Here is a 25,990-nt window from a genome sequence, read left to right as displayed (position 1 = left end):
CAGCTAACCTGCATTCAGACTGTCGGTCGCGCCGCATCCTTCAACCGCCTCTGGACCTGCCTGAACTTGAAGCGACGCGCACAGCCCCGGTCGACCCACGACGGACCAGCCGCACGCCAACCTGCCGGATCCTTGCCGTTTCGGCGGGATGGGCGATCCGGTCGACCAGAGCATCCAGCGTGGCCTGCGACAGATCCTCGGGTCGCTGCTCGATGGTCGTCAGGTCATAGCTGGCCCACGAAGCTTCTGCGATATCGTCGCTGCCCACCACCGCAAGATCGCCTGGGATGGTCACCCCTGCGGCGCGCAGCCCGTCCATGAAGCCCAGCGCGAGAAAATCGTTGGCACAATGGACACCGTCCGCCTGCAGGCCATGCTCCAGGAACGCCTGCGCAGCCTCCTGCCCGCCGGCATAATTCTGGCGCGCGCCTGTCACGTCGCCCACGAAGTCCAATCCGAGGTCAAGCAAACGGTCGAGAAAAACGGCCTTCCGGCTGCCGATGGTGAAGGATGGCCGCCGCTGCCCGGCCCATGCCACCCGCTTGCACCCCGCTTCGGCCAGCGCATCGGCCGCCAGCCGTCCGGCGCTTTCGAAATCTTCCACCACACGGGCGACATTGCTGTCGACCGGCGCCTTGTTGACCAGCACCAGCGGTACGCCGTGCTGCATGCACTGTGCCGCTATGTCCCCCGGTGGCGTGTCCGACGTAACGATAGTCCCCGACACGGCGTAGTGCAGCATCATGTCGATCAGCTGCCCGGGATTGTCGCCTTCGCTCCAGGGCAGCAGCACGGGCCGATAGCCAAGGTTGACCAGCCCGCGCGAAAGAAGATCCACCAGCCGTGCGCGGAACGAATGATCCATATCCGAGACGACCATCGCGACGAGTTCCGTGCGCTGGCGGATCAGCCCGCGCGCCAGGAAATTCACCCGGTACCCCAGGTCCTCGGCCGCCGCGAGCACCTTGGCCCGGGTCTCGGGCGAAACGCTGGCGCCCTCGGTGAACGTCCGGCTGACGGCCGACCGTGATACGCCGGCACGTTTCGCCACGTCGATGGCGGTGGGCAGGCGCGAGGTCTTCATGCCCGCGCCTTCAGCGCGGCGAGCAGCAGGTCGGCGCGGTCGAGGTTGATCATTTCCGGCTGCCACTGTGCGATCCGCCGGAAAACGGCCGGGTCGTCGCCGAAATACTGCAGCATCGGCCGGATCCCATGCGCGCGGCAGAGCGGCGCCTGCACCTCCCAGGTGTCGACCTGAATCTCACAGATCTGCGGCGACAGGGAACTGCACATGTCCTCGAACCCGTCATGGTGTTCGATATTGGACTTGATGTTGGCGGCTGGCTCCAGCCGCCGCATCTCGCGCAGCAGCTCCGCATCGGGGGACCAGAAGAAGCAATCCTGCAGAAAGCCCCGCTCCCGTACGAAATCGAGCAACGCTGCGGCGGGCACGGACTTGTTCTCGATATACATCTTTCGGCCCAAAGACTGGCACAGCGCAATGGCCTCGCCGAGGCTCGGCACCCGCTCACCAACCCAGTGGGGCGCTTTCCACGTGCCTGCGTCCAGCGCACGGATCTCGGCAAACGTCATGTTCGCAACCGCGCCGGTTCCATCCGAGGTCCGGTCGACGCTGGCATCGTGGATCACTACGATTTCGCCGTCGCGGGTCTGCCGGACATCCAGCTCCAGCCAGTCGCAGCCCATGTCATAGGTCAGCCGCGCCGCCGCCATCGTGTTTTCCGGCGCGATGTGGTTGATGCCGCGATGGCAGACAACCTCGATCCGCCGCTCAGGCAGTACATGGAACCCGCCGAGACGCTCCGGATTGTCGGTGCAGATGCCAAGCACCGGCAGCTTCACTAGATCCGCCAGAACTTCAGCCCGCTCCTCGTGCCAGATAGCGATTCCCAGGCTGCGTCTTTGCGCTTCTGCGATCAGCTCGGGCGTAACCAGATCCTGCGGGCGGTCGCCGCCATGTTCCCAGCACAGGTGGATGATGTCGGCGCCGGTCGCATCCGCGCGCAGGAACGGGTCCTCCCCCAGACGGACAAGAACGGTCACCGGCCACGGGCAGCCGCCTTCCACCAGCGCCCGCGCCTCCGCATCGTCGAATGCGCCAAGGGCAGCGGGTTCGAAACCGTCGCTCTCCAGCACCGCGACCGACGGCGGCCCGGCCCCGCGCGCCTTCAGGTCGAGATAAAGCGCCTGATCTCGCTCGCCGGCCAGACGGACGATCTGCGCCAGAGTCGGCAGGTCGGGGCAATTCTCCGCAAGCGCAGACAATGTGAGATTGGCGATCCTGACCGACCTGCCGTCAACAGCCGTCACAATCGGATCATGCGAAACGACAGGTCGCCCATCCGCCGTCAGCCAGATATCCACCTCCCACATGTCGGACCCGAGGTCGGCGGCGAAAACAAATGCGTCGCGCGTCCCCTCCTTTGCATGGGCGGACGCACCGCGATGCGCGATGCACAGCGGTCGGCCATCCGGACGCGCGGGCCAGGGATGCCGAAGTGTCGAACGCATCAAAGGCGCGTACCGGCAGCGTCGAAGGCCAGCAGGTGCTCGGCATCCACCGGCCAGCTGACCGTGTCGCCGATGCCGACATCCTGCCGCGCCGGCTGTATCGAGCGCAGGACCACGCCCGGTGCCGTTTCCACATCGAACAGCGTTTCGCGGCCCTGCGGCTCCACGAAAGTCACCTTTCCGCTCGCCACCGCGGCGCCGGACGTGCCGAAATGCTCCGGCCGGACGCCCAGCGTCAGCGACTGTCCCGAAGACAGGCCACGAAGCCGTTGCGGCAGCGGCAGGCTCAGCCCCTGCTCCATCGTGAACCCGCACTCGCCGGTCACATGACCATCGAGAAACACGATGGGCGGATTGCCCAGAAACCCGGCGACGAACCGGCTGACCGGCGAACGGTACATCTCGGTCGGCGGCGCGATCTGCAGGATCTCTCCCTTGTTCATGATCGCCACGCGATCACACATCGACATCGCCTCGACCTGATCGTGGGTCACGAGGATCGCGGTGATCCCGGTTTCGCGCTGGATGCGGCGGATCTCGGATCGCATCTCCAGTCGCAGCTTGGCATCGAGGTTTGCCAGCGGTTCGTCCAGGAGCAGCACGTCCGGGCGCCGCACCAGCGCACGGGCCAGTGCCACGCGCTGCTGCTGGCCGCCGGACAGTTGCGCGGGCTTGCGGGCCAGCAGTTCCTCGATATGAATTAGCTCGGCGATCTCGCGCACCGGCCTGACCGTATCCGCCTTGCGCATGCGGTTCTTTCCGACGGTCAGCGGAAAGGCGATGTTCTCCTGCACCGACATATGCGGATAGAGCGCGTAGTTCTGGAAAACCACGCCGACATTCCGCCGCTGCGACGGCAGGTTCGACATGTCACGCTCGCCGAACAGGATACGCCCGCCATCGGCGCGGTAGATCCCGGCGATGGCGAACAGCGTCGTGGACTTGCCGCAGCCCGATGGACCGAGCAGCGCCAGCATCTCGCCATCCTCCACTTGCAGGTTCATGTCCTCGATGACCGGCACGCCGTCGAAGGCCTTTGTGAAATTCTCAAGCTGTAGTCGCATCAGCCTTTCGTGCCTCCGCCGAAGATGTTCATGAGCCGGTTCTGGAAGATCAGGTAAAGGAGGATCACCGGCAGGGTGTAGAACAGGCCCACCGACTTGAAGAGGTTGAAGTCATAGCCAAGCTGGTCGCCCGCGATCAGTTCGTTGAGAAAGACCGACAGCACCTGGATATCGGAACTGGGCGCAAGGATGCGTGGCAGCACGTATTCGCCCCATCCGTCGAGGAACGCGAACACGCCCAGCGCCACCAGCCCCGGCCTCACCTGCGGCAGGATCAGCCGCCACCACACGGTGAACCGCCCGGCACCATCCTGAACGCCCGCCATCTCGATCTCCCAGGGAACGGCGTCGTAGAACCCCTTCATGATCCAGATCCCGAAGGGCAGCATCAGTGATCCCTTCACCAGGATCACGCCGATCATCGTGTCGTAGAGTCCGGTGAGGTTCAGCACGAAGAACACGCCGATGATCAGCGTCACCGCGGGAAAACCGTGCATAACAAGGATCCCGGCGAGGAAAAAACGCCGGAACGGCAAATGCAGGCGCGAGATCGCGTAAGCCGCGGTGGTCGAGACCGACAGCACGATCGCCATCATCGAGCAGGCCAGAACCAGACTGTTGAATGACGCCGCCCAGACGTTGCCGACCTCCGTGGGATCGAACAGGAACCGCCAGTGGCGCAGCGTGAACCGGTCCGGCCATAACTCTCCCGGCGGGGCATCGGTGAAGGTGTCGAGCACCAGGAACCCGTACATCACCATCAGCGGCAGGCTGACGAGCACGATGACCAGAAGCAGCGGCAGCATCGAGAAGTTGCGTGTCATTAGCAGCCCTCAGAATTCGATCCGCGGTTTCGACACGAGCTCGCCGAACCGGAACAGCAGCAGGTATAGGATGGACAGTGTCAGCCCGACGATCACGAGGACCAGCGCCATGGCGGCGCCCAACCCGTATTCGAGGTTGCCGGAATAATTCGACAGCGCGGTGCGGAACGCCTCCAGCGCCCAGACCGTCGTCGTCTTGCCCGGGCCGCCATTGGTGGTCAGCCATATCTGCTCATAGGCGGACAGGAGCGACAGGGTCTGGTAGGCGGTCACGAACAGGATCGGCCAGCGCAGCTGCGGCAGGATGATCCGCCGGACCTGCTGCCAGCGGGTGGCTCCGTCCACCTCGGAAGCCCAGAGCTGCTGTACCGGGATCGCCCGTAGCGCACCCGAGAACAGGATCAGTCCGAAGGATGCGCCGATGAATCCGTTCACCATGATCATGGTGATCCACGCGGTAACGACGGAGCCCTTCATGTAGTTGAAGGACGGTAAACCCACCTGTTCGGCCAGCACGGGCAGGAAGCCGCCTTCCCACGTGAACCACTTCCACATGATCGCATACAGGACCACCGGCGTGATCCTTGGGAGCAGCCAAAGCGTGCTGAACACGCTGTTGACCGGTTTCGGCATGTAGAACAGCACGATGGCCAGGAACAGGCCGAGGCTCAGGTTGAAGAACCCGAGCGTCGCGCTGACAAAGAGAAAGGTGTTCGCGACCAGGCGTGCCGTTTCCCGCTGTGTCGCAAGGGTGTGGAAATTCTCGGTCGTCCAGACGGCACCGGTATAGGACGACGCGACGATACGGTCGCGGGTCTCTTCGCTGACATTCGGAGCGACCTCGGCCAGAGTGGCGGACAGCTCTTCGCTGGTGTCGAAGCGCTGGTTCAGGACGCTTTGACCGAAATGCTCCGCCGCGAGCTTCAGTTCGCGCGGGCTACGCGGGGCGTCGGGCAAACCGCGCAGGGCGCGCTCGAACTCGCGCGCAGCGGTGTAGGTCTCGCCATTCAGCCGGTCGGCGATGTTCTTTAAAAAACGGCCATCCACCCCGCCCGCTTCCGCCGCCTCAAGCCCGGCGTCATCAACCGTGTAGGTCTCCACCGACACCGCCTCGGCGACCTCGTCGGAAAGCCCGGCATCCGCCAGCTCGCGCAGCAGGTTCGGCGTGACCACGTACTGCCCCTTGCCGATGCCCGTCGAGGTGGACATGTCGGTAAATGCAAAGACGGCTGTCAGCACCGCAGGCGCCAGAAAGAAACAGGTCAGCAGGATCAACGCCGGCGCCAGCAGCAGCGCGCCGAACAGGCTGATGCGCGGTCGCGCGGCGGCTATCTGGCGATGGGGGCGGTCGGTCGAGGGATGGCGCGCCGCGCGCGCCACCCCTCCTGTCGCCTCAGCGGACGATGACATTGTCGCCAAGCGCCTGCGTGACCTTGGCTTCGACGTCAGCCACCGCATCCTCGACCGAGCTGACGCCGGTCCACGACGCTTCCAGCCCGTCGAACATCGCGGTCCAGTAGATGCCGAAATCGGCATTGTTCGGGATCGCGTTCGTATGCGGCGCCAGGCGCTCGGACGCGGCGGTCAGCCAGCGGTCCTCGGCATAAAGCGGCACGGTGGTTTCGGCCTCGGCGATCCCCAGATGCGCCGATTTCACCGCGTGCAACGCGTTGATGCGCGGCTCGGAGGCGATGGCGATCAGTTCCGCCGCGATGGCGGCCTCGTCCTCGGACGCCGCCGAGGTGACAAGGTAGACCAGCGGGTGCGTGATCGAGTTCGCGCGGCCGCCTTCGCCACCCGACGGGATCAACGAATACTGCACGGTGTCGAAGAAGTTCTCGAGGCCGAACTGGGTGGTCCACTGGGCATAGTGCCAGGTACCGCCGTGCCAGGCGCCGTAGTTGCCGGCTGCGGCGTTCTGGTGCCACATGTCCCATTCCGAACCGAGCCAGGTCGCCGGGACAACGCCCATGTCGACGGCATCGACAAAGAACTGGTACATGCCGGTCAGCGCCGCGGTGTCGACCACCAGCTTGCCGCTTTCCGGATCGACCATTTCGCCACCGAAGGACTGGTAGAACTGCCAGTAGTCGGGGCCGTTGGAAACACGGGGCGCAAAGCCCATCTCGTCGCCGACGACGCCTTCATCCTGCATCGCCTTGGCGGCTTCGAGCATGTCGTAAAGGGTGAATTCGCCACTCTCGACACGCGACGGCAGGGTCTCGATCTCGTCCTCGGACCAGCCAATGGCTTTCAGCGCCGGGATCGACCAGTAAAAGACGCGTGCCTCGGCATCCTGCGGGATGCCCCAGACCTGCCCGTTATAGGACGCGACGTCGATCAGGTTCGGATAGATCGCGTTCAGCGGCCAAACGTCGAAGTAGACGTAATCCTCGATCGGACGGATCAGGCCCGCTTCGGACCACGGCCCGATATCCTCGTGGCCGGATACCACGATGTCGGGCGCGTTTTCCGCTTCCGAGGCCAGGGTGAAGGCCTGTTTGAAATCGTCCCAGCCGGACCAGGCCTGGCTTTCGACTGTGATGGACAGGTCCTCGCCGCGGACAGCAGCTTCGCGTTCAAGGATATCGGCGGCCATCGAGATGGCTTCGTACCGGTAGTCGGAGTTCTCGTTGGTGCCTCCGGCCCAGACGGTGATGGTGTAGTCCTCGGCGGTCGCGGTGAAGGCGACGGTGGAAAGAAGGGCCGCGGTCAGGCAGCCGCGCGTGAGCGTTTTGGATATGGTCATGACGGTTCCCGCTGATCGGTTTCATGCATCGGCTTGGCGTGTTGCACACGTGTGCAAGCCCAATCTGCGCGATTCCTGTGACAGCCAACCTTCACGCATGTGTCGGTTTTCTGACAACGCCCGATCAGCCCCCGTCGTTGGGCCTGGAAATGGCCGGACCGGCCCGCTTCAGTCGACGTCAGCGATGCACTGTCAGGTCGGATTCGCCAAAGACCAGTTCGACGCTGAACATCGGCCAGCAGCCGCGATTTACCTCTATCGGCCGCCCCGAAAGGTCGTGGTTCAGGCTGCGCGACCGGATCAGCGGTGCGCCGGGAGAGATCTGCAGTAGCCCCGCCTCGCGCGCATCGGCGAAATCGCCGAATATCCGCGTCTCCAATCGCGTATATGTGTCGATGCCATGCGCCGCATACGCGCCCAGGATCGTGCCGGTCTCGTTGTAGCGGTCCTCGAACTCCGGAAAGACATCCACCGGGAATTCCTTGAGCGACAGGTAGACCGGCGCCTGACCCGCCGACTTCAACTGCGACAGCTCGATTGTTCGTGCCCGGCTGCCCAGTGCAAAGGCTTCCCGAGCGGCTGCGCTGGCAACGCGCCGGCGCAGCGAGACGGTGCGCGTTTCCAGCGCATCGCCGGCGACCGGATCGTTAAAGGCTTCGTGCGGATGCACGACATAGCGGACGGAAATCGAGCGGACGAACACGCCAACACCTTTGCGGGCCTGCAGCCGCCCCTCGCGCTGGTGCCGGTCGAGCGCCCGGCGCAAGGTGATCCGGGTGACTCCGAACATGCCCGCCAACTCTTCTTCGCCCGGCAGCCGCTCTCCCTCGGCCAGAACGCCCGACTGCATCGCTTGCGCAAGCCGGTCGTAGATCTGCAGCCAGATCGGGCGTTCCCGCTTGTCGCTGAAACTTTCGGCAGCGATCCGCGTCAGCGTGCTTTTTTTATCCACGGTGGCCCTCCTTCCGAAGACTCCTGCGTCAGGCGGGCAGCGGAAACAAGCCGCATCCGCCGCCCGGCAGCGATTGTCACAGACATGCAGAGCCTCTGTCACGAATCCGTCGCCGGGCCGGGCTAAGCCGGATTCAGGCGCTGCTGTGTATACAGCAGACGCCCATCCTCAATCGTGAAATGGAGCCGTCCCATGCCTTCCAATGCCCTCACGCGCCGCGAAGTCGTCGCCGGCGCGGCCGGCCTTTCCGCCGCCGCGCTGCTGCCCGCCCGCGCCCTTGCCAATGATACCACCGTTACCATTTCCAGCCCCTGGGGCGCCGACAGGCCGTTCCAGCAGGTCGTCGATGCCTTCAACGCCAAGGGAACCGGCGTACAGGTCGTCAACCGTCTCGACGGCGATTATCAGGAAATGGCGACGAAGGCGCTCGCCTCCATCGCCGCCGGCCGTCCTCCCGAAATGATGATCACGGGCTGGAAGTTCGGGTATTTTGCCTCGCGCACCCTGGGCGCCCGTGACTTCAACGAGATCGACGCCGCCAAGGCCGAAGCAATCATCAGCCAGTTCAAGCCGCAGGTGCACGATCTGGTCAATATCGACGGCAAGCTGATCGGCCTGCCCTGGGCGATGTCGACCCCGGTCACCTGGATCAATATGGACCTGTGGCGCGAAGCCGGGCTCGACGAGGACATCCCGATGGATGTCAGCCATGAATGGCTGATGGAAAAGGCGGCGGCCATAGAGGAAGCTCTGGGCGGCGGCAGCCACCCGACCTACCGCTCAGCCCTCGACCTGTCGAACAACGAGTGGACCTCGCAGGCCTACATCCAGAATGCCGGCGGTTACATCATCCATGGCGACGACGTCGTCTGCGACTCGCCCGAAGCCGTTGCCGGCATGGCCGCCTTTGCCGAGCCTGTTCAACCCGGCCTCTGGAAGAACCTCGACTACCGCGCTCAGGCGCAGGCCCAGATCGGCGGCGCCATCGCCATCGTCTGCACCTCGTCCGCGCGCTCCTCGTCGCTGCTCGACGCCGGATACGAATTCAAGGACGTGATGTTCCCGTCGCTCGGCGGCACGCGGAACATGAACTCCGGCGGCAACTTCCTCGCCATCTATGCCCGCGACGAGGAACTGGCGCAGGCGTCCATGACCTTCCTTGAATTCTGCGCCTCGAAGGAAGGTCAGGAGATCTGGTCGAAGGTCGGCTACCTCAACACCTCGGTTCACGACATCGCGCCGCTGCCGCTGCAGGATGCCGGCTATGCCCAGCTTGCCGAAGGCCTGACGGCCGAGACGATCTGGCCCGGCGAACGCGGTCTGGAAGGCCAGGATGTCTGGCGCCAGTGGGTCGCGCGGGTGCTGGAAGGTGAAGTGCCGGCCGAGGAAGGCATGATCCGCGCCAAAGCCGAACTGACACCGCTGATCGGCTGAGACAAGGCGCCCGATGACGCGAAAATTCGCCTTTGCGCTGGCTCCGTGGATCTTCACCGGGCCAGCGCTTCTCTTCGCCGTGGTCTTCCTCTACCTGCCGGTCGTGTTTTCGGTCGGTCTGTCGGTGACCGACTGGAACTTCATCCGCCCCGAAGCGAACTTCGTCGGCCTCGAAAACTACCGCAGGATCTTCGCCGATCCGAATTTCCGCGACGCGCTGATCAACACGCTGATCTACTGCGTGGTGCTGATCCCGGCACAGATCCTCGTGCCGCTCGGTCTGGCCGTGCTGCTGATCCGGGTGCGGCAGGGCACCGTCGCCAACGGCTACAAGATCGCCCTCTTCCTGCCGACGATCCTCGCCTACTCCACCGCCGGCATCGCATGGCTCTGGCTGTTCGACCCGCTCAACGGCTTTTTCAACACCGCCCTCGGCTGGGTCGGCCTGCCGCCGCAACGCTGGCACACCGACCCCGACCTCGCACTGTGGTGCGTGACCATCGTGGCATTCTGGAAGAACTTCGGCCTCAACATGCTTCTGTTCCTCGCCGCTCTCGTTAGCATCCCCAAACCGATCCTCGAGGCCGCCGCCCTCGACGGCGCCCGCCCCTTCTGGCGCTTCCTGACCATCGAACTGCCGCTGATCTCGCCCACTTTCTTCTTCGTCGCCGTGACCACGACGATGGGCGTTCTCGACGACATCGTCGGCGCCATCGATGTGCTGACCGGTGGCGGGCCCTACGGCCAGTCCTCCAACATCCTGCATTACATGTACCAGCGCGGCCTGCAGTTCTTCCAGTTCGGCCAGGCAAGCGCCGCCGCCGTCCTGATCATCCTGCTGATCCTCGCGGTGACCTGGCTGCAATTCCGCATGTTCGAGCATCGGGTCCACTATGAAAGCTGATCGCCGCACGTTCTGGATGGTCCACGCGGTTCTGGTCCTGGCGGCGGTGCTGTCGGTCTTTCCGCTGTTCTGGATGACCACCACCGCCTTCACCCCCAACGAACTGGTGCTGCGCAAGACGTTCCGCTTCTGGCCCGACGAGCCGTCGCTCGCCAATTTCCGCACAGCCTTCGCCGGCTATCCGGTGGCCGCGTGGCTGTGGAACTCGATCCTCATCGCCACGCTGGTCACCGTCGGCAAGCTTGCCATCGCCGTGCCCGCCGGGTTTGCCTTTGCCCATCTGCGGTTTCGCGGCCGCGAGGCCGCCTTCTGGACGATCGTCGCCACCATGACCTTTCCCACCATTATCGGCATCGTCCCGCTTTATGTCGGCATCTCGATGGTCGGCTGGTTCGACACCCGCGCCGGGGTCATCGTGCCCTCCATCGCCTATATCGGCTTCTACGTCTTCTTCATGCGGCAGAGCTTCCGCACCCTTCCGCGCGAGATGTTCGAGGCGGCGCGCATGGACGCCGCCGGCCCGTTCCGCCAGCTCTTGCAGATCGCGATACCAAACGTGCTGCCCTCCATCGCCTCGCTGTCCGTCATCAGCTTCATGGGGGCGTGGAACATCTACCTGTGGGCGCTGCTCGTGCTCGACAGTCCCGAGAAGCGGACGCTGGCCGTGGGCCTCAAGGCCTTCACCTCGATCGACGACCATCAGCCCATGTGGGGTCCGATGATGGCCGTGGCGCTGCTGTCCGCGCTGCCGGTCCTGCTGATCTTCGCCTTCGCGCAACGTTTCGTGATGGCGGCCTTCACCGGACGGGTCGGCGAGTGAGGGTCGCGATCCTCGGAAACCTCAATCTCGACCTCGTGTTTCAGGTCGCAAGGTTGCCGGAGCCGCACGAAAAGATGGGCGCGGAAAGCGTCACCATCGATGGCGGCGGCGCCCCGGCCAACGTCGCCTGGTGGCTGGCCCGGCTGGGCCACGAGGTCGAGTACTTCGCCGTCGCCGGAGACGATCCGCTGTCCGGCGTCACGGTCGACAGCCTGGCAAGGGCCGGAGTCGGCACCGGCGGCATCCGCCGCTGCCCGGAGATCGGACCGACCCTCGCGGTTATCCTCGCGAACGGGTCCGACAAGCGGATGATCGGCGCCCGTGCAGGGTGCGCCGACCGGGCCGCTGAGGCGTGGAAAACGCTGGTGGCGGAGACCGATTTCTCCAGCTTCGACCGCCTGCACACCATGGCGCGGGCGCATCCGCTGCTCTTCACCCCGAACCGCCGTGCGGACCTCGCCGGCATCCCCGTCTCCGCCGATCTGAACGGCCAATACAGCGCCGATGTCGCCGCCGATTTCGACCTCTGCATTTCCAACCATGACGAGTTGGCCAGGTACACCGGCCGCCGGGACATGCCCGCGATGATCGCGGCGGATCTCGCCGGCAAACCGCATCACGTGGTCATCACCAGCGGCGCCGAAGAGGTCGCCGCCTACCGCCCCGCCGGGACCACCCGCGTCGTCCCGCCGCCGGTAGAAGCCGTCGACCGCAGCGGCGCCGGCGACGCCTTCTGCGCCGGATATCTGCACGCCGCCTGGCAGGGCCTGACCCCGGAAGATGCGATCCACACTGGGCTCCGCCTCGCGGCCGCCGCCATGTCCGGCCCAGGCTGCCGCCCGGACACAGATGCGAGTGCCGCCGCGGTTGCGGCAGTTCGGGCGGAAACAAGTTGAAATTGCTGCCCTGGGAACCACGCGCCTGGCTCCATTGGTCGTTTAGCAACAAGGACTTCCAAAAGGTGCGTCGCCCAACGTACCCCCAAAAAATGTAGGGCATCCTGGCATGGCGGTCCCACCAAAAGCATCACCTACGAAACAGCGAAACGGACGGCAGAAAATCGTGAAACCAATAAAGCCGCACAGCGAACGGCTTGGCGCAGAACGGACAACGCAATCCATCAGGTTGATGTTGCCGCATTATCATGACCCGTCCGATGACTTGGGGCGCCGTGAAGCCCGTTTGCATCGTTGCGCATCGCGAATTACCGGCTGAATGGCGCGGTTTACTCTGAACGCGTTTCCCACTGACAACGACCGTCAGAAAGCCCGGCGGTCGACAGTCCATGATATGCCCCTTGCAGCGGCTGCATTTCGTTCTGGGCCGCTTGGGTCAGTTTTGCCTTAATGATCTAAATTTTCGTCGGCTCATAGCCGATCATCCCCGATTGGAATTTGATCTCTGCCGCAGCAAACAGCCAAAGGGAGAACGCCTTTGGGCGGCATGCTGACGCTTAGCACGCGCCAATTTGACGCGACGCATCGACACCGGCGGCACTTTCGCTCTCGAAGAGAGTGGGTAATGTCGACGTTGGGATCACATTGAGGTGGATGTCCAGTCCAAGCCCAATGGCCCGCCAGTGTCGGGCGGTTTGGATTTTTCCTGACAGAGTTGTAACGCAAACTCGATTGTTAAACGCGCTGAGCCGGGTCTTCATTGTTTGTGCTGACGTTGCGTTGGTGAAAACCGACGGCGACACCTGATAACCGGCCCGACCATCCAAGCAAGGATCCTTTGTGAACCGGGAGCACAGCGTTACCAGGCAAGCCGACAAGAAACGAATAGGGAGTGAGATAAATGCAAGGAATCTGCTGGGCAGATCGGAGGAGGTCCGCATTTTCGGTAGCCGCATTGATCGGTGCGATGCTGGCGCCGCTGACGGCGCAGGCTGCCGAAGACTGGGACGCCATTCTGGAGGCCGCGAAGGCTGAAGGGCCGGTCGTTGTCTACACGACGCTGAACCCGCAGAACTGGGAGGTGATCCTGGGCGGCTTCAACGAGGTCTATCCGGATATCGAGGTCACGCCCAAGCGCACCGGATCCAACGCCGAGACTTTCGAACGCTGGCGCGCGGAAAAGGCGTCGGGCACGCGGACAGCCGACGTGCTGATGGCCACCGGCCCGGATCAGTGGTTGGCGATGGGCGGTCAGGGCGATCTGATCTCGTTTGAGCCGAGCGATGCGGAAATGCTGCCGCCATTCGCGATCAAGCCCGAAGGCTATTTCACCTTGTCCATCGACCCGCAGCCGATGATCTTCAACAAGCTGCTTCTGTCCGAAGAACAGCAGCCGACCGGCCTGAAGGATCTCGTCGCGAAGATCGAGCAGTATCCCGAGGTGTTCGAAGGCAAGATCGGATCCTACAACCCGATGGTCTCTCCCTTCTCTTACTCGGTCTACACGGGCCTGATGCAGCATCATGGCGACGAGTTCTGGCCGCTGATCGACAAGCTCGCGCCGAACCTGCGCTTCGAGCAGACCGCCGGGGTGATGACCGACAAGGTTCAGACCGGCGAATACGTTGCCGCCTTCATGCTGCCGCGGGCGCTTCTGCCCAGCAAGCTGGAAGGCGCACAGGCGCGGGTTCTCGGGATCACGTTCCTCGACGACGGCACCGTCGTTCTGTCGCGGGACATGGGCGTTGTCGAAGGCGGCAGCAGCCCGAACGGCGGCAAGCTGCTGGTCAATTACCTGATGACCGAAGCCGGTCAGAAGGTGGTCGGCGAAGCCGGGCTGACGCCGTATTACCCGGGGATCGAGGCGGATGTTCAGTTCCACTACAATACGATCGCGCCGGAAGGGATCGATCCGGAGATGGGCGTCGCCTACTTCGACTATTCCCCGGAAGTGGACGCGGCGATGGATGACTGGCGCGCACGCTTTCTGGAAGCAACCGAAAAGTAGCGCCTGACTGCAGGTCCTGCCCGGATGGCCCGGCTTCCGATGGAAGCCGGGCTTTCCATTTTGGGGTCAGGGTTCGGGCCGGGTTTCCGGAAGACCGAAGAGCCGCGCGGCGTTCAGGCCGAGGATGTTGCGCTTGGCCTGCTCGCTGACGAACGGGAGATTGAAGATCGATCCCGGCGTGTCGAAGTCGAAGTGCGGCCAATCCGACGAGTAGAGCAGCTGGGTCTCGGCATTGATCATCTTCATCGTCAGTTCGAGGGCTTCGAGATTGCCGCGTTCCATCGGCTGCGAGCTGTACCAGCAGTTTTCGCGCATGTAGTCGCTGGGCATCCGCTTGAGCAGCGGCGCCTCGGACTGGCGCATCATGTACTGGTCGTCCAGCCGCTGCATCAGGAACGGGATCCAGGCGAGCCCGCTTTCCACCCAGATGCTCTTCAGCGCCGGAAACCGTTCGGGGATACCCTGCAGGATCCAGTTGGTCATGTGGACCATGTTGCACCAGACGAAGCTGAGCGAATGCATCCCGAGGAAGGTCGGGATCGTCTTCAGCGACGGGTCGGTCCAGTGATAGGCGGCGTGAAAGGCGATCGGCTTGCCGGTTTCCTCGATCAGCCGGTAGAGCGGCATGTAGGCGTTCTCGTGAACGCCGGCGTGACGGATGGAGGTCACGCAGAAGCCGATGACACCGGGCTTGTCCGCGAACTTCTCGGCGGTGCGGTAGGCGGCATCCGGTGAGTTGAACGGCAGATAGATCAGCGTCTTAAGGCGGCTGTCCTGCGGGATCAGGTATTCGGTAAGCCAGCGGTTGTAGGCATCGCCCAGCTGCACTTCCATATGCGCCTGGGGATGCGTGCCCAAGAGCAGCATGGAGACCGGAAATAGGATCGTGTAGTCGACGGACATCGCCTCCATCGCGCGCCGGGCGAGGACCACGTCGCGGTGCACGGTTTCGCCCGAGACATCCTCGCGCCGGTCGGCCTGGTGCAGTATGCGGCCGCCCACATCCTGATAGCGCATGCCGAAATTCGCGTTCAGCCCGTAGGGCGGCGCGCCGACCCTTTCATTGTGGTAGTTCATCGCCTGCTCGCGCACGACGGGATCTTCGATGAACTGGACGATCTCGTTCCAGGACACGCTTTCCTGATGGTGCGAGTCCATGTCGAAGATCAGCCAGTCGTCGAACTTGCGCCGGACCGCGTCGCGTTTTGCATGGGCAAGGATGTCCCGCGTGTCGGTCCTGACCGTGATCTTCTCCAGCGGGCGGGTGATCCTCTGCTCTGTCACGGCGCCTTATCCTCACGGGCGGGCGCGAAAGGCTCGTCGTAATAGGTTTCCGGCTGCCGCCGCGCCCACAGCGCGAATTCCATCGGTCCAAGATGCAGGGCCCGCAACAGCTCGGTGCACGCCGTCAGCGCCTCTGTCGGGGTGACGACCTCGTCGTAGTCGCCCTTCAGCGGGCGGAAGGTACGCGCCTCGCCGTCGCACTTCTTGGCATAGAGCCTGACCGCGGCCGTCATCAGGGCCGTCACGGCGGCATCGGTGACAAGATCTGCCTCTTCCCGCGTCACTGCGGCCTCGCTGAGTTCCCAGATTTCCTCTGCCAGCCAGTTTATGGGCTCGTACGGGTTGTTGCCCGTCTTGCCCGCCGCAGCGGCCAGCGACAGGGCCGCGTCAGACCTCGACATAGACGTCCTCCCCCTCGACGGTGACCGGAACGCCGCGCAGCCGCAGTTCGCCATTCGCTGCATTGCGCCCGGTCCGAAGATCGAATTCCAGCCCGTGCCACGGGCAGACGATGTGCCTGTCGGTCTCGTCGAACTGGCGCCCGAAGCTGCGGCGCTCGGCATCCAGAGGTTCGACGACGCGGCGGAACAGCCTGCCCTGGCAGACCGGGCCGCCCTGATGCGGGCAGATGTTCATCCAGCCGACGATGCCGTCCCCGACGGCGAACAGCCCGACCTCTTTCTCGCCTATGGCAACGACGATGTGCCCTTCTGCGCGTATCTCGTCCGCCTGCCCGACATGCACCTTCATGCGCAACCCGCCTTTCGGGACCAAGGTACAGGCCGCGGCTTTTCCGGTACAAATCAGTAAATCTTCCGGAGATGTGAGCTTTTTTCGGGTGGCCCGCGCCGCTATCAGCGGCAGTTTGTGGCCTGTGGACGGGAAGGGAAGACTTGGATGGGCGTGCGCTCGGGAGCGGATCTGATAGCGGAAATCCTGATCTCCGAGGGGGTCAGCCATGTCTTCGGCAATCCCGGGACGACGGAGCTGCCGCTGCTGGAAGCGATAGAGCGGGCCGGTGCGCTGACCTATGTCCTGTGCCTGCAGGAGGCCGCGGCGCTGTCCATGGCGGGCGGTCATGCGCTGGCAGCACGGGGCCTGTCGGTGGCCCTGCTGCACGCCGCGCCGGGCCTTGGGAATGCGATGGGGATGCTGTACGACGCCGCGAAGGCCGGCGCGCCGATGCTGGTCATCTGTGGCCAGCACGATCAGGAATTCTGTACGACCGAACCGGTGCTGTGGGGCGAATTGCCCGCCATGGCGGCCCCGCTGGTGAAATGGCAGGCCGAGATCCGCAGCGCCGTCACGATCCCCCGGATCCTGCGCCGAGCCGCGAAGGTTGCGATGACCGTGCCGACGGGCCCGGTCTTTGTGTCGGTGCCGCAGGACGTCATGAAGACGCTGACGAATGTGCCCGCCGGTGTCCCGAACCGTGTTCTCACCCAGACTGCGCCGCCGGACGCCGAGATCGACGCGCTGGCGGCCCGGATCGCCCGGTCGGAGGCGCCCGTGATCATCGCAGGCGATGCCGTGGAACAGTCCTCTGCGCAGGAGCAGCTGGCAGAGTTCGCGGAACTTGTTGGCGCGCCTGTCTATACCGAGAACATTGCCAACACGACGCCTTTACCGCCCCGGCATCCGCTGGCACGCGGCGCCATCGGCCGGCTCGCCCCCGGCGTGCGGAAGAATCTGGAGCGCCACGACCTGCTGATCTCGGTCGGTGCGGACCTGATGACCCTGTCCCTTCCTCACGAGACCGACCCGGTGCCGGAGGACATTGCGATCGTCCATATCGACACCGACCCGTGGGAGCTGGGTAAGACCTACACGACCGAAACGTCGCTTCTGGCGGATCCCGCTCTGGTGCTTACGGCCCTCAGCCGGCGCCTCGCATCCGACGCCGGCCTTGCGTCCGGTGCGGCCCGGCGCATGGAGACGGAACGGGAGACCGCCCGAGAAGCGCGCGCCGCGCTGGAGGCGGAGGCGATGTCGGCGGATCGTAGTCTGGTCGACGCGCTGGCGCTGTATTACCGGCTGAGCGACCGCCTGCCGGACGGGACGATCATCGTCGAAGAGGCGATCTCGCTCGCGCGTGGCATCCGGGAGTTCCTGGTCGGGCCGCAGCCGGCCAGCTTTTTCGGTCTGCGCGGTGGCGGCATCGGCTGGGGTCTTTCCGCGGCCATCGGCATCAGGTCCGCGCAGCCGCAACGCCCGGTGCTGGCCCTGATCGGCGACGGCAGCGCGCATTACAACATTCAGGCTCTTTGGACTGCGGCGCATGAGAAGCTGGCGGTCACCTTCGTCATCCTGAACAACAACGGGTACCGCATTCTTGACGAGCGGTCGGGGCGTCAGGGCTCGCTGATCGCCGTGACGGCGATCCGCGAGCCAAGGGTGGATTTCGTCGCTATTGCACGCGGATACGGGCTGAATGCGGAACGGGTGGAGACGCTGGACGGCGCGGCCGATGTGATTATCGGCGCGCTGGACCGGACGGAAAGCACGCTTATCGAGGTCGCGGTGCGCAGAAGCTACTGATCGTCCGAACGGTAGGGTATGGCTTCCTTGGTGAGGCGCGCGATCTCTCTGGCGGAGCGGGTTTCGGACTCTTCGATGATGTGGCCGAGAAGACCCGCGGACCGCGAGACGACCGCCATGCCGCGCGCGATGTTGGCGGGAACGCCGATCTCCAGCAGCAGCGCGCCGATGGCGCCCGTCGCATTGATGGTGATGTGGCGTCCTGCCTGCGCATCGACCTCCGTCGCGAGAACACGCAGCATTCCGATGTATTTCCCGGCCACGCCACAGTCCTCGGCGAGCGTCAGCAATGGCTCGGTCCGGGGATCGTCCGGCTTGTGAAACCCGTGCCCGAAGCCCGGAACCGGTTTTTTCACCGCGCGATGCTCTGCCACGACCCGTTTGCAGTAATCCGACGGGTCGCCGCCCTCGGCCACGCCCGCCTCGAGCAGTGCGGCGCAGCCTTCCATCGTGCCGGCAAAGACCTCGCCCACGGTCATCAGCCCGCCTGCGATGGCAACCTGTACCTGACCCGGAACACTGTCGGCCAGCAGCCGCGTGACAAGGGCGCCCGGCGTGAAACCGTGTTCGGCGAGTGTGACGAGGCAGGCGTCCAGCACGCGTGTCTGCGCGGCATCCGGCATCCGCCCGGTCGTCAGGAAATAGGTCAGCTCGGTAAAGCTGACCTTGCCGATCAGGTCGCCGACCAGATCCTTGCCCCGGATCGTGACCGAGGTTGCATCGGCCGTCGCAATTTTCGTCGTCGCCATCGGTCCTGTTTGCCCTAGCCTCGGAAGACGAAGCAATCGTCGGCGGAGAACCCGACGCGTACAGGGCCCCGCAGATCGTTGGCGCGGCTTTCGAACCGGATCGCCTGTCCGCCGAGATCCGCGTGATAGAGCGATCTTGCACCGAGAAAATCGGAGTCCTTGATCTCTATGTCGAGGACATTGTCCCGGTCGTCGCCAGGGGCGAGCACGCGGATTTTCTCTGGCCTGACAGCCATGGTCACCGGCCCGCCGGCATCGATGGCCTGCGGCTTCTGAACGCGGATCGTCCGGTCCCCGACCACCAGCCGTGCATCGCCGCCCGCGATTTCCAGAACACCCTTGATCAGGTTGCTCGAACCGACGAAGTCCGCAACGAACGGGTCGCCGGGTCGGGCGTAGACCTCTTCGGGCGTGCCGAACTGCACCAGCCGTCCCTCGGACATGACCGCGACCCGGTCGCTCATGGTCAGCGCCTCGGACTGGTCGTGCGTGACGAAGATGGTCGTCACGGCGAAATGCCGCTGAAGCCGGCGCAGCCATGTCCGCGCACGCTCCCGCAGTTTGGCATCGACGTTGGACAGCGGTTCGTCCAGCAAAAGGACAACCGGCTCGTAGACCAGCGTCCGCGCCAGCGCGATGCGCTGCTGCTGCCCGCCGGACAGTTCGTGCGGATAGCGATCCACATAGTCCGACATCTCGACCAGCGAGAGGTATTCCTCCACCAGTTCGCCCCGCCTTTTCTTCGGAACCTTCCGGATTTCCAGCGGCAGGGAAATGTTGCCGCGAACCGTCATGTGCGGCCAAAGCGCATAGCTTTGCAGGACGAGGCCAAGTTCGCGGTCCTCCGCGGGGACGAAGGTGCCGTTGTCGCCGTCGGCAACCACGCGACCGCCCACCATGATCCTGCCGGATGTCGGCTGATCCAGCCCGGCGATCAGGCCCAGCGTCGTGGACTTGCCGCAGCCCGAAGGTCCGAGAAGCGATACGAACTCTCCTTCCCGCACGTCGAGGCTGAGGTCCTTGAGGGCCGCGAAGCCGCCGAAGTGACGGGAGACATTCTTGAGACTCAGGTCAGCCATAAAGGGACACTCCTGCGATGCGGCGCATGCCGAGGATAAAGAGGGCGGTGATGGCAAGCTGGATGGTCGCGAGAGCAGAGGCCGGACCCGTCTCGCCGCTGAGGAACATTTGCAGCAGGGTCGTGCCCAGGACTTCGCTGCCCGGCGCGACCAGGAAGACGCCGGTCGCGTAGTCCTTGAAGAAATGGATGAACAGGATCGCGTAGCTGGACAGCATGGCGGGGACCATGAGCGGCAGCACGATGCGCCGTATGGTCGTCCACCAGCTTGCCCCGATGGCGCGTCCGCTTTTGTCGAGCTGCTTGTCGATCTTGATGATCGCCGTGGCCATGGCGCCGTAACCGAGGGGAATGTAGCGCATCGTGAAGGCGATCATCAGAAGAAAGATCGTCTCGCGCAGCCAGCCGAGGGGCTGGACGATCACGGTCACATAGAAGATCCCGATGCCGGCGATCATGCCCGGGACCGCGCGTGGCAGCAGGCTGATGATATCGAGGAACCGCCGGAACGGGAATGTCGAGCGATGCACGACGACGGCCAGCAACGCCACGATAGCGACGGCGAAGGCACCGCCGACAACCCCGATGATGATCGAGTTCGTCATCGATCGCACGTAGACGGGCGTGCTCAGCACCAGCCGGAAATTGTCCAGCGTCAGGACTTCGCGGATCGGGATCAGTGGCGTCAGGAAGCTGGAGAAGGCATAGGTCACGAGCCCGGCCAGCGGCAGGACGACGAGGATGGCAAGGTAGAGCAATAGCGCGGCAAGCGCCACGAAGCGCCAGTTGCCCAGCCTCATCGTCCGCGGTCGGGTCGCCTTGCCGGCAATGGTGACGAAGCGTTCCGGTTTTCGCAGCAGGACGCGCTGGCTAGACACCAGCACGACCACCAGCAGGACCAGGAAGCAGGCGGCCGCCGCGACCAGACCATAGTCGGGGCTCGAGACCGAGATCGCCCGCGTATAGATGTAGGACATGAACATCTCGATGTCCGCCGGACGGCCGAACACCAGCGGGATCGAGACCGCTTCCAGCAGCATGACGAGGTTCAGGATGCTGCTCATGATCAGCGCGGGACGCAGCAGCGGCACGGTGATCCGCCAGAACACGGTCAGCGGCCGCATCCCTGCCGCCCGCGCGGCATCCTCCAGCGTCGGGTCGGAGGACCGCAGCGCGGTCAGGCAGTAGAGATAGGTGATCGGCACCTGGCAGACGCCCGCGACCACGGACATTCCGACGATCGAATACAGGTTCCAGGGCACGTCGCCGAAGGCGAGCTTGAAGGTCATCGTCACATAGCCCGCCGGACCATAGACGATGGACCAGCCGGTGGTGATGACGAGGTGCGAGATGAAGATCGGCCAGATCATCAGGCCGGAGACGAGGCCCTTCATCGGCATGTCCGTCCGCCCGATCAGAATGGCGGCGACTGCACCGACCACGCAGGAGAACGTCGTACCGATAGCGGCAAAGATCATAGAGTTGAGGACCGAGCGCAGGAACTCCGTGTCCTCCATCAGCCGGGCGAAGTTGCCGAAGGTCGGCTGGATATCATCCAGATAGAGCGCCCGGTCCGCCACGGCCTGAACGAGCAGCGGCACCACAGGCGCCAGAACGAGGAAGCAGACGACAATCGCCACGGCCCACTGGATCGCGCGCTCACCCTGCCAGAACGGGCGCTGTCCCGGACTGCTACCAGTCCGCAGCTTCACCGACTCCATCGACGAAGTGTCCATCTTTCCTCCGCTTTTCGGGTCTGATTTCTTTCCCAGACCTCGCCGGTTTGCCCCGGCTATCCACGTGTGAGTGGTCCGACTATTCAGCCAATCGTCAAGCTACTCTGCCGCCTTGGCCGGCGTTCCGGTACCGACTGCACCAACGGCCACGAGCTCTTTGATCTTCTCTGGTGAATAATCGAGCACCCCGGAGAGGACCTCCTCGGTGTTCCCGCCGTGACGCGGCGGGTAGCCAAGTTGCGGCTGGCCGGAAAACTTGAAGGGATTGCCGAGGAATTTCACGTGGGACCCGGTCGCCGGGTTGGGCACATCGTCCACCATCCTGCGCGCCTGCGCAACGGGATGCGACACGGCCTCGGCCACGTTCTGCACCAGCGCCGCCGGAACGCGTGCCTCGAAGAACATCTTCACCCAGTCTTCCGCCGGCTTCTTGCTGAAGATATCGGCGAGGATTTCTATCAGCGCGTCGGCGTTCCGCAGCCGGTCTGGCCGCTTGCCGAACTCGGCGCTTTCCGGAAGGTCGGGTCGGCCGATCAGTTCGCAGAACTTCTTCCAGAACGCGTCGCCCGTCGGCGACACCGCAAGGTAACGCCCGTCCGCGCAGCGGTAGACCTCGCTTGGGGTCAGCACCGGGTTGCGCGACCCCCTCGCGACCGGAATGGTTCCCGACGCGAAGTAGTTCTGCGCCTGCCATGTCAGCAGGGAAACCTGACAGTCGTAAAGCGAGATCTGAACCTTGGCGCCCTGCCCCTCGCGCGCGGCCCGCGCAAGCGCCGCCGTCAGACCGAGAGCAAGATAAAGGCCGCCAGACAGATCGCCGATCTGATAGCCGACCCGCACCGGCGAACCGTCCTCCTCGCCCGTGATGCTCATGACGCCGCCCATCGCCTGAACGATCAGGTCATAAGCGGGCGCGCGGGAGTAATCGCCCTGATCGTGAAGACCGATAAGCTCTGCCACGCAGATCTTCGGGTTGATCTCCGACAGGCTCTCGTAGTCGATGCCCAGCCGTTTCGGGACGTCGGGCGCAAAACCGTAGACCACGGCATCGCAGCTGCGCACGAGGTCACGAAACACCTCCATCCCTTCAGGCGACTTGAGATCGAGCGCGATCCCCCGTTTCCCCCGGTTGACGGACAGGTAATAGGCGGAGTCGTTCTCGATGAAGTGCGGCGGGACGCTGCGGGAGAAATCGCCACTCAGAGTTTCTACCTTGATCACGTCGGCGCCAAGCTGTGCCAGGAGCTGACCGGCGAACGGCCCGCCCAGAACCCACGTAAGATCAAGTATTCGAAACGAATTTAGCAAGTACGTCCCTCCCGGAAGCTTCGCATTCTTGTCGCCGCTTCGGTTTCGCTGGGGAACTTGAAGGACGGAATTTTCACAACCTTGACCTAGATCATTTACAGACCGCAACCGACTTTCACTGACATCGGCTTGAGATTTCTTGACAGGATATCGTGCCCTTGAACGACCCTTGCCAAGCCGCTCAAAGAAAGTGGCTGCCGCCGTCGACAACCAGCGTCTGACCGGTCGTGAATCCCGATCTTTGCGAGGCGAGAAACAGGGCCGCGCCGACGATATCCTCGGCCTCGGCACTGCGCCCCAGGGCCCTCTGATCGACGCGATGTCCGGCAGCGTCGGGGAACAGGTCCAGGCTGGCGTCGGTCAGCGTGAAGCCCGGTGCAATTGCATTGACTCGCACACCGCTATTGCCCATCTCGCGCGCGAGAGCACGGGTCATCGCAAGGACGGCCCCTTTCGAGGCGACATAGTGCAGCCAGTTTTGCGAACCGGTCATGGCGACGGTCGACGCCACATTGACCACCGCGCCCCGTGCGTCACGCAGTGGTTGGGAAAGCGCGCGGGTTGCAAGCCACACGCCCTTCACGTTCACAGCCAGCACGCGATCCCACTCTGCCGGGTCGATTTCCTCGAAGGGCGCACGCCGCAGACCGCCATAGATCGCGGCGTTGTTCACCAGCACCGAGACCTCGCCGAAGCGGGTCAGTGCCGCGTCGCGAAGACGGTCAAGGGATTGCGGATCCGTTGTGTCGACCGTGACGGCGATGGCCTGGCCGCCCGATTGTTCGACCTTGATCGCCGTCTCATCCGCGGACGCCCCGACGATGTCCGCGGCAACGACGTAAGCGCCCGCCTGCGCGAACCCCAGTGCGAAAGCGCGGCCCAGCCCGCTTCCCGCGCCGGTGACGACAACCGTCCTTCCCTCCAGCCCGAGCCCCGCTGCATCGCCCGCCAAACCTGCTTCCGTCATCAACTTACCCTCCCTCTGAACGCTTCCAGCCCGACCCACAGCGGGCCGGTTTCCTGGTCAGCCTACGAAGCCGCCAGCACATTCAGGCTGAGAGAAATTCTCACAGGCATCTTCCTCAATTTCGATTGCAATCGGAACGAGCCGGAACCGAGTATTCGCCGGCACACTGGCAATTGGATGATGAAAGATGACACGACCAAGCGAAGTCAAACCGAGAGAGGGTGAACAGCCCGCCGCATTGTACAAGGATTGGGTAATCGGCTCGGAATTTCCCGAGCTGAGGTTCACCATCACGCCCGACATCGTGGAAGAATACATGTCGGTGGTCAGTGCGGAAGCATCCAACTACGTCATCGACGGCCGTCAGGCTGCGCCGCCGAACGTCGTGGCCGTCTATCTGATGGCGGTCATGTACCGGAAGTACCCGCCGCAGCAGGGTGGCATCATGATCGGTAACACGTTCAAGTTCTTCCATCCGATCTGGGCGGACGAAACCACAGAGGTGGTCGGCACCGGGCGCCTCACCGACAAGTACGAGAAGAAGGGCCGCAAATACATCTGCTATCAGGTCGATTTCCATCGCGCCGACGGACAGCAGCTGACCTCCATTCTCCACACCTCGGCATTCCCGGACTAGGAACAACAACCATGATCGAAAGAACCATTCCGCAGACGCAAGAGATGTTCGACAACTACGGCAAGTTGAACGGCGACAACGACATTCTGCACTACGACGATGCCTACGCGAAGGAACGCGGCTTTCGCGGCACGCTGGGTCACGGCCTGATGTATACCGGCTATGTGGCCGATCTCGCCGCCAGGAAGTATGGCACGGACTGGCACTATCGCGGTGAACTGACGGTGAAGTTCGTCCGCCCTGTCTGCCCGGGCGACAACCTTGTTGTCAGTCTGGACGAAGACGGCACCGCCAAGTGCGAGTCGCAGTTCGACACAACGCTTGTCGGCAGCGCCAAGCTTCGCACGGACGACTGACCTGAGTTAAGAAACCGGAATGACGGCCCGCGCCATCGGCGCGGGCTGTCTTCGTTTCGGCCCTATGCCTCACTCTCGGCAAAGGCAGACAGGACAAGCGACCGCGCCATGGAGTTGCTTTCTTCGCCCTGGACACTCAGCCAGTCGACAAAGGCCGCCGTGGCCCGCTCGTTGACGCCCAGAGGCGTGGCATGAAACCCGTAGTCGAACCCCTGCACAAGCGACGACTGGACCGGGACGACCAGCCGGGATGCCGCAAGGTCGTCGGCAACCAGCGGCAGCGGCACAAGCGCGACGCCCAAACCCTCCATCGCGGCCTGAAGGCCAAGGAACATCTCCTCGAAATGGACGAAACGCGCGTCGGCGGGTTTGTTGAGGCCGGCCGACCTGAACCATTCGATCCATCTGCCCGGGTTTGTCGCGGCCTCGATCAGGGGGAACTTGACGATATCCAGGGGCGACCTCAGCGTTTCCTTCTCCAGCAATTCAGGCGCGCAGACCGCCACGAGTTCGCCAGTCAGAAATGTCTTCGGCTTGAATTCGACGCGATGGGACCCGAACCGCCGGATCAGTACATCGGCGGACCGCCCGCCGGCCGGCAGGCTGGTTCCAGTCGTGATCCTGACATCGATGTTGCGGTGCCGACGCATGAACACGGACATGCGCGGAATCAACCATTTGATCGTGAATGTGGGTGGCGCATTGACCGCGACGACATACTTGGGGCTGCCCTGTTCGATCTCGCTCATCGCGGTCATGATACGCTCGAACGCAGGCGCGATGCCTTCGAACAGCCGTTGCCCGTCCTCGGTAAGGCTCATCGGGTAACCGCGTACGAACAGCCTCAGCCCGAGTGTCGCTTCCAGTATGGAGATCTGGCGGCTGACGGCGCCGTGCGTCACCCCGAGTTCTGTCGCCGCCGCGCTGAAGTTGAGCTGCCGCGCCGCGACCTCGAAGCTTCTTAGCGCGTTGAGTGGCAACTGGCGCTTGTGCATGTTTTCCTCCCATCCCGGTCGTGGCCGATTGCATCATTCGCCAAGCACCGGAGCCCCCTGCCTCGATCCTCTTCGAAGCCGCTTCTCCGGGAACCGGATCGGCACCAATCGGACGCCGGAAATCCGGTCGTCCGAATGTAAGAAGGGGCCGCGCGTCCC

The 25,990-nt window shown here is 63.9% G+C and carries 24 protein-coding genes; 8 read left to right on the top strand and 16 right to left on the bottom strand.

The window, feature by feature from the left end; translation table 11 throughout:
* Nucleotides 1-40: 40 nt before the first annotated feature.
* The 7 genes from HCO70_RS00770 to HCO70_RS00740 form a co-directional block, all read right to left on the bottom strand.
* The gene (locus HCO70_RS00770; RefSeq protein ID WP_172292151.1) at nucleotides 41-1,084 is read right to left on the bottom strand and encodes a LacI family DNA-binding transcriptional regulator; all 1,044 of its coding nucleotides are present in this window, start codon (nucleotides 1,082-1,084) and stop codon (nucleotides 41-43) included.
* Nucleotides 1,081-2,532, bottom strand: a complete 1,452-nt coding sequence (locus HCO70_RS00765) for a glycerophosphodiester phosphodiesterase family protein (protein WP_172292149.1) — start codon at nucleotides 2,530-2,532, stop codon at nucleotides 1,081-1,083. Before HCO70_RS00765 ends, HCO70_RS00770 begins: the two co-directional genes overlap by 4 nt.
* A complete protein-coding gene (locus HCO70_RS00760) occupies nucleotides 2,532-3,596 on the bottom strand; it encodes an ABC transporter ATP-binding protein (RefSeq protein ID WP_172292147.1) in 1,065 nt (354 codons plus the stop codon). Before HCO70_RS00760 ends, HCO70_RS00765 begins: the two co-directional genes overlap by 1 nt.
* Complete coding sequence (locus HCO70_RS00755) at nucleotides 3,596-4,420, bottom strand: carbohydrate ABC transporter permease (RefSeq protein WP_172292145.1); 825 nt, start codon at nucleotides 4,418-4,420, stop codon at nucleotides 3,596-3,598. The genes HCO70_RS00760 and HCO70_RS00755 overlap by 1 nt, the downstream gene beginning before the upstream one ends.
* Nucleotides 4,421-4,429: 9 nt before the next feature.
* Nucleotides 4,430-5,830 carry a carbohydrate ABC transporter permease gene (locus HCO70_RS00750; protein WP_172292143.1) on the bottom strand — a complete coding sequence of 467 codons (1,401 nt, stop codon included), beginning with the start codon at nucleotides 5,828-5,830 and terminating at the stop codon, nucleotides 4,430-4,432.
* Nucleotides 5,814-7,169 carry an ABC transporter substrate-binding protein gene (locus tag HCO70_RS00745; protein ID WP_172292141.1) on the bottom strand — a complete coding sequence of 452 codons (1,356 nt, stop codon included), beginning with the start codon at nucleotides 7,167-7,169 and terminating at the stop codon, nucleotides 5,814-5,816. Before HCO70_RS00745 ends, HCO70_RS00750 begins: the two co-directional genes overlap by 17 nt.
* 178 nt (nucleotides 7,170-7,347) lie before the next feature.
* Nucleotides 7,348-8,121, bottom strand: coding sequence for a GntR family transcriptional regulator (locus HCO70_RS00740; protein ID WP_172292139.1), 774 nt, complete (start codon nucleotides 8,119-8,121; stop codon nucleotides 7,348-7,350).
* 192 nt (nucleotides 8,122-8,313) lie between these two features.
* Between HCO70_RS00740 and HCO70_RS00735 the strand changes: the two genes are divergently transcribed.
* From HCO70_RS00735 to HCO70_RS00715, 5 genes are all read left to right on the top strand, one after another.
* The gene (locus HCO70_RS00735) at nucleotides 8,314-9,555 is read left to right on the top strand and encodes an extracellular solute-binding protein (protein ID WP_172292137.1); all 1,242 of its coding nucleotides are present in this window, start codon (nucleotides 8,314-8,316) and stop codon (nucleotides 9,553-9,555) included.
* A gap of 13 nt (nucleotides 9,556-9,568) precedes the next feature.
* Nucleotides 9,569-10,459 (top strand): carbohydrate ABC transporter permease, encoded by an 891-nt coding sequence (locus HCO70_RS00730; protein WP_172292135.1) that lies wholly within the window; start codon nucleotides 9,569-9,571, stop codon nucleotides 10,457-10,459.
* A complete protein-coding gene (locus tag HCO70_RS00725) occupies nucleotides 10,449-11,279 on the top strand; it encodes a carbohydrate ABC transporter permease (protein ID WP_172292133.1) in 831 nt (276 codons plus the stop codon). The genes HCO70_RS00730 and HCO70_RS00725 overlap by 11 nt, the downstream gene beginning before the upstream one ends.
* A complete protein-coding gene (locus HCO70_RS00720) occupies nucleotides 11,276-12,175 on the top strand; it encodes a carbohydrate kinase family protein (RefSeq protein WP_172292131.1) in 900 nt (299 codons plus the stop codon). The genes HCO70_RS00725 and HCO70_RS00720 overlap by 4 nt, the downstream gene beginning before the upstream one ends.
* A gap of 955 nt (nucleotides 12,176-13,130) precedes the next feature.
* Nucleotides 13,131-14,183, top strand: coding sequence for an ABC transporter substrate-binding protein (locus tag HCO70_RS00715; RefSeq protein ID WP_172292129.1), 1,053 nt, complete (start codon nucleotides 13,131-13,133; stop codon nucleotides 14,181-14,183).
* A 66-nt stretch (nucleotides 14,184-14,249) separates the two neighbouring features.
* Here the strand turns inward: HCO70_RS00715 and HCO70_RS00710 are convergent, their stop codons facing one another.
* From HCO70_RS00710 to HCO70_RS00700, 3 genes are read right to left on the bottom strand one after another with little or no spacing between them, the layout of a single operon-like run.
* A complete protein-coding gene (locus tag HCO70_RS00710) occupies nucleotides 14,250-15,467 on the bottom strand; it encodes an amidohydrolase family protein (RefSeq protein WP_172292127.1) in 1,218 nt (405 codons plus the stop codon).
* A complete protein-coding gene (locus HCO70_RS00705) occupies nucleotides 15,464-15,868 on the bottom strand; it encodes a hypothetical protein (protein ID WP_172292125.1) in 405 nt (134 codons plus the stop codon). Before HCO70_RS00705 ends, HCO70_RS00710 begins: the two co-directional genes overlap by 4 nt.
* Nucleotides 15,855-16,217, bottom strand: coding sequence for a Rieske 2Fe-2S domain-containing protein (locus HCO70_RS00700; protein ID WP_172292123.1), 363 nt, complete (start codon nucleotides 16,215-16,217; stop codon nucleotides 15,855-15,857). Before HCO70_RS00700 ends, HCO70_RS00705 begins: the two co-directional genes overlap by 14 nt.
* Nucleotides 16,218-16,364: 147 nt before the next feature.
* On the opposite strand from HCO70_RS00700, the gene HCO70_RS00695 reads away from it, so the two are divergent.
* Nucleotides 16,365-18,005 carry a thiamine pyrophosphate-binding protein gene (locus HCO70_RS00695; RefSeq protein ID WP_172292121.1) on the top strand — a complete coding sequence of 547 codons (1,641 nt, stop codon included), beginning with the start codon at nucleotides 16,365-16,367 and terminating at the stop codon, nucleotides 18,003-18,005.
* Here HCO70_RS00695 and HCO70_RS00690 read toward each other — a convergent pair.
* From HCO70_RS00690 to HCO70_RS00670, 5 genes are all read right to left on the bottom strand, one after another.
* Complete coding sequence (locus tag HCO70_RS00690) at nucleotides 17,999-18,754, bottom strand: citryl-CoA lyase (RefSeq protein WP_172292119.1); 756 nt, start codon at nucleotides 18,752-18,754, stop codon at nucleotides 17,999-18,001. The genes HCO70_RS00695 and HCO70_RS00690 overlap by 7 nt on opposite strands.
* A gap of 14 nt (nucleotides 18,755-18,768) precedes the next feature.
* Complete coding sequence (locus tag HCO70_RS00685) at nucleotides 18,769-19,833, bottom strand: ABC transporter ATP-binding protein (protein WP_172292117.1); 1,065 nt, start codon at nucleotides 19,831-19,833, stop codon at nucleotides 18,769-18,771.
* Nucleotides 19,826-21,568 (bottom strand): iron ABC transporter permease, encoded by a 1,743-nt coding sequence (locus HCO70_RS00680; RefSeq protein ID WP_172292115.1) that lies wholly within the window; start codon nucleotides 21,566-21,568, stop codon nucleotides 19,826-19,828. The genes HCO70_RS00685 and HCO70_RS00680 overlap by 8 nt, the downstream gene beginning before the upstream one ends.
* Before the next feature lie 99 nt (nucleotides 21,569-21,667).
* A complete protein-coding gene (locus HCO70_RS00675) occupies nucleotides 21,668-22,876 on the bottom strand; it encodes a CaiB/BaiF CoA-transferase family protein (RefSeq protein WP_172292113.1) in 1,209 nt (402 codons plus the stop codon).
* 181 nt (nucleotides 22,877-23,057) lie between these two features.
* Nucleotides 23,058-23,843 carry an SDR family NAD(P)-dependent oxidoreductase gene (locus HCO70_RS00670; protein WP_172292111.1) on the bottom strand — a complete coding sequence of 262 codons (786 nt, stop codon included), beginning with the start codon at nucleotides 23,841-23,843 and terminating at the stop codon, nucleotides 23,058-23,060.
* A gap of 187 nt (nucleotides 23,844-24,030) precedes the next feature.
* Between HCO70_RS00670 and HCO70_RS00665 the strand changes: the two genes are divergently transcribed.
* Entirely contained in the window at nucleotides 24,031-24,480 is a 450-nt protein-coding gene (locus HCO70_RS00665; RefSeq protein WP_172292109.1) for a hypothetical protein, read from the top strand.
* Between the two features lie 11 nt (nucleotides 24,481-24,491).
* Nucleotides 24,492-24,836, top strand: a complete 345-nt coding sequence (locus tag HCO70_RS00660; RefSeq protein ID WP_216665209.1) for a MaoC family dehydratase — start codon at nucleotides 24,492-24,494, stop codon at nucleotides 24,834-24,836.
* Nucleotides 24,837-24,898: 62 nt separating this feature from the next.
* Here the strand turns inward: HCO70_RS00660 and HCO70_RS00655 are convergent, their stop codons facing one another.
* Nucleotides 24,899-25,831 carry a LysR substrate-binding domain-containing protein gene (locus HCO70_RS00655; protein ID WP_172292107.1) on the bottom strand — a complete coding sequence of 311 codons (933 nt, stop codon included), beginning with the start codon at nucleotides 25,829-25,831 and terminating at the stop codon, nucleotides 24,899-24,901.
* Nucleotides 25,832-25,990: the final 159 nt, after the last annotated feature.

This window comes from Pseudoruegeria sp. HB172150, from assembly GCF_013184805.1.
Taxonomy (GTDB): domain Bacteria; phylum Pseudomonadota; class Alphaproteobacteria; order Rhodobacterales; family Rhodobacteraceae; genus Psychromarinibacter.
The sequence above is the reverse complement of the archived record's forward strand: the minus strand, read 5'-3'. Positions and strand labels throughout refer to the sequence as shown.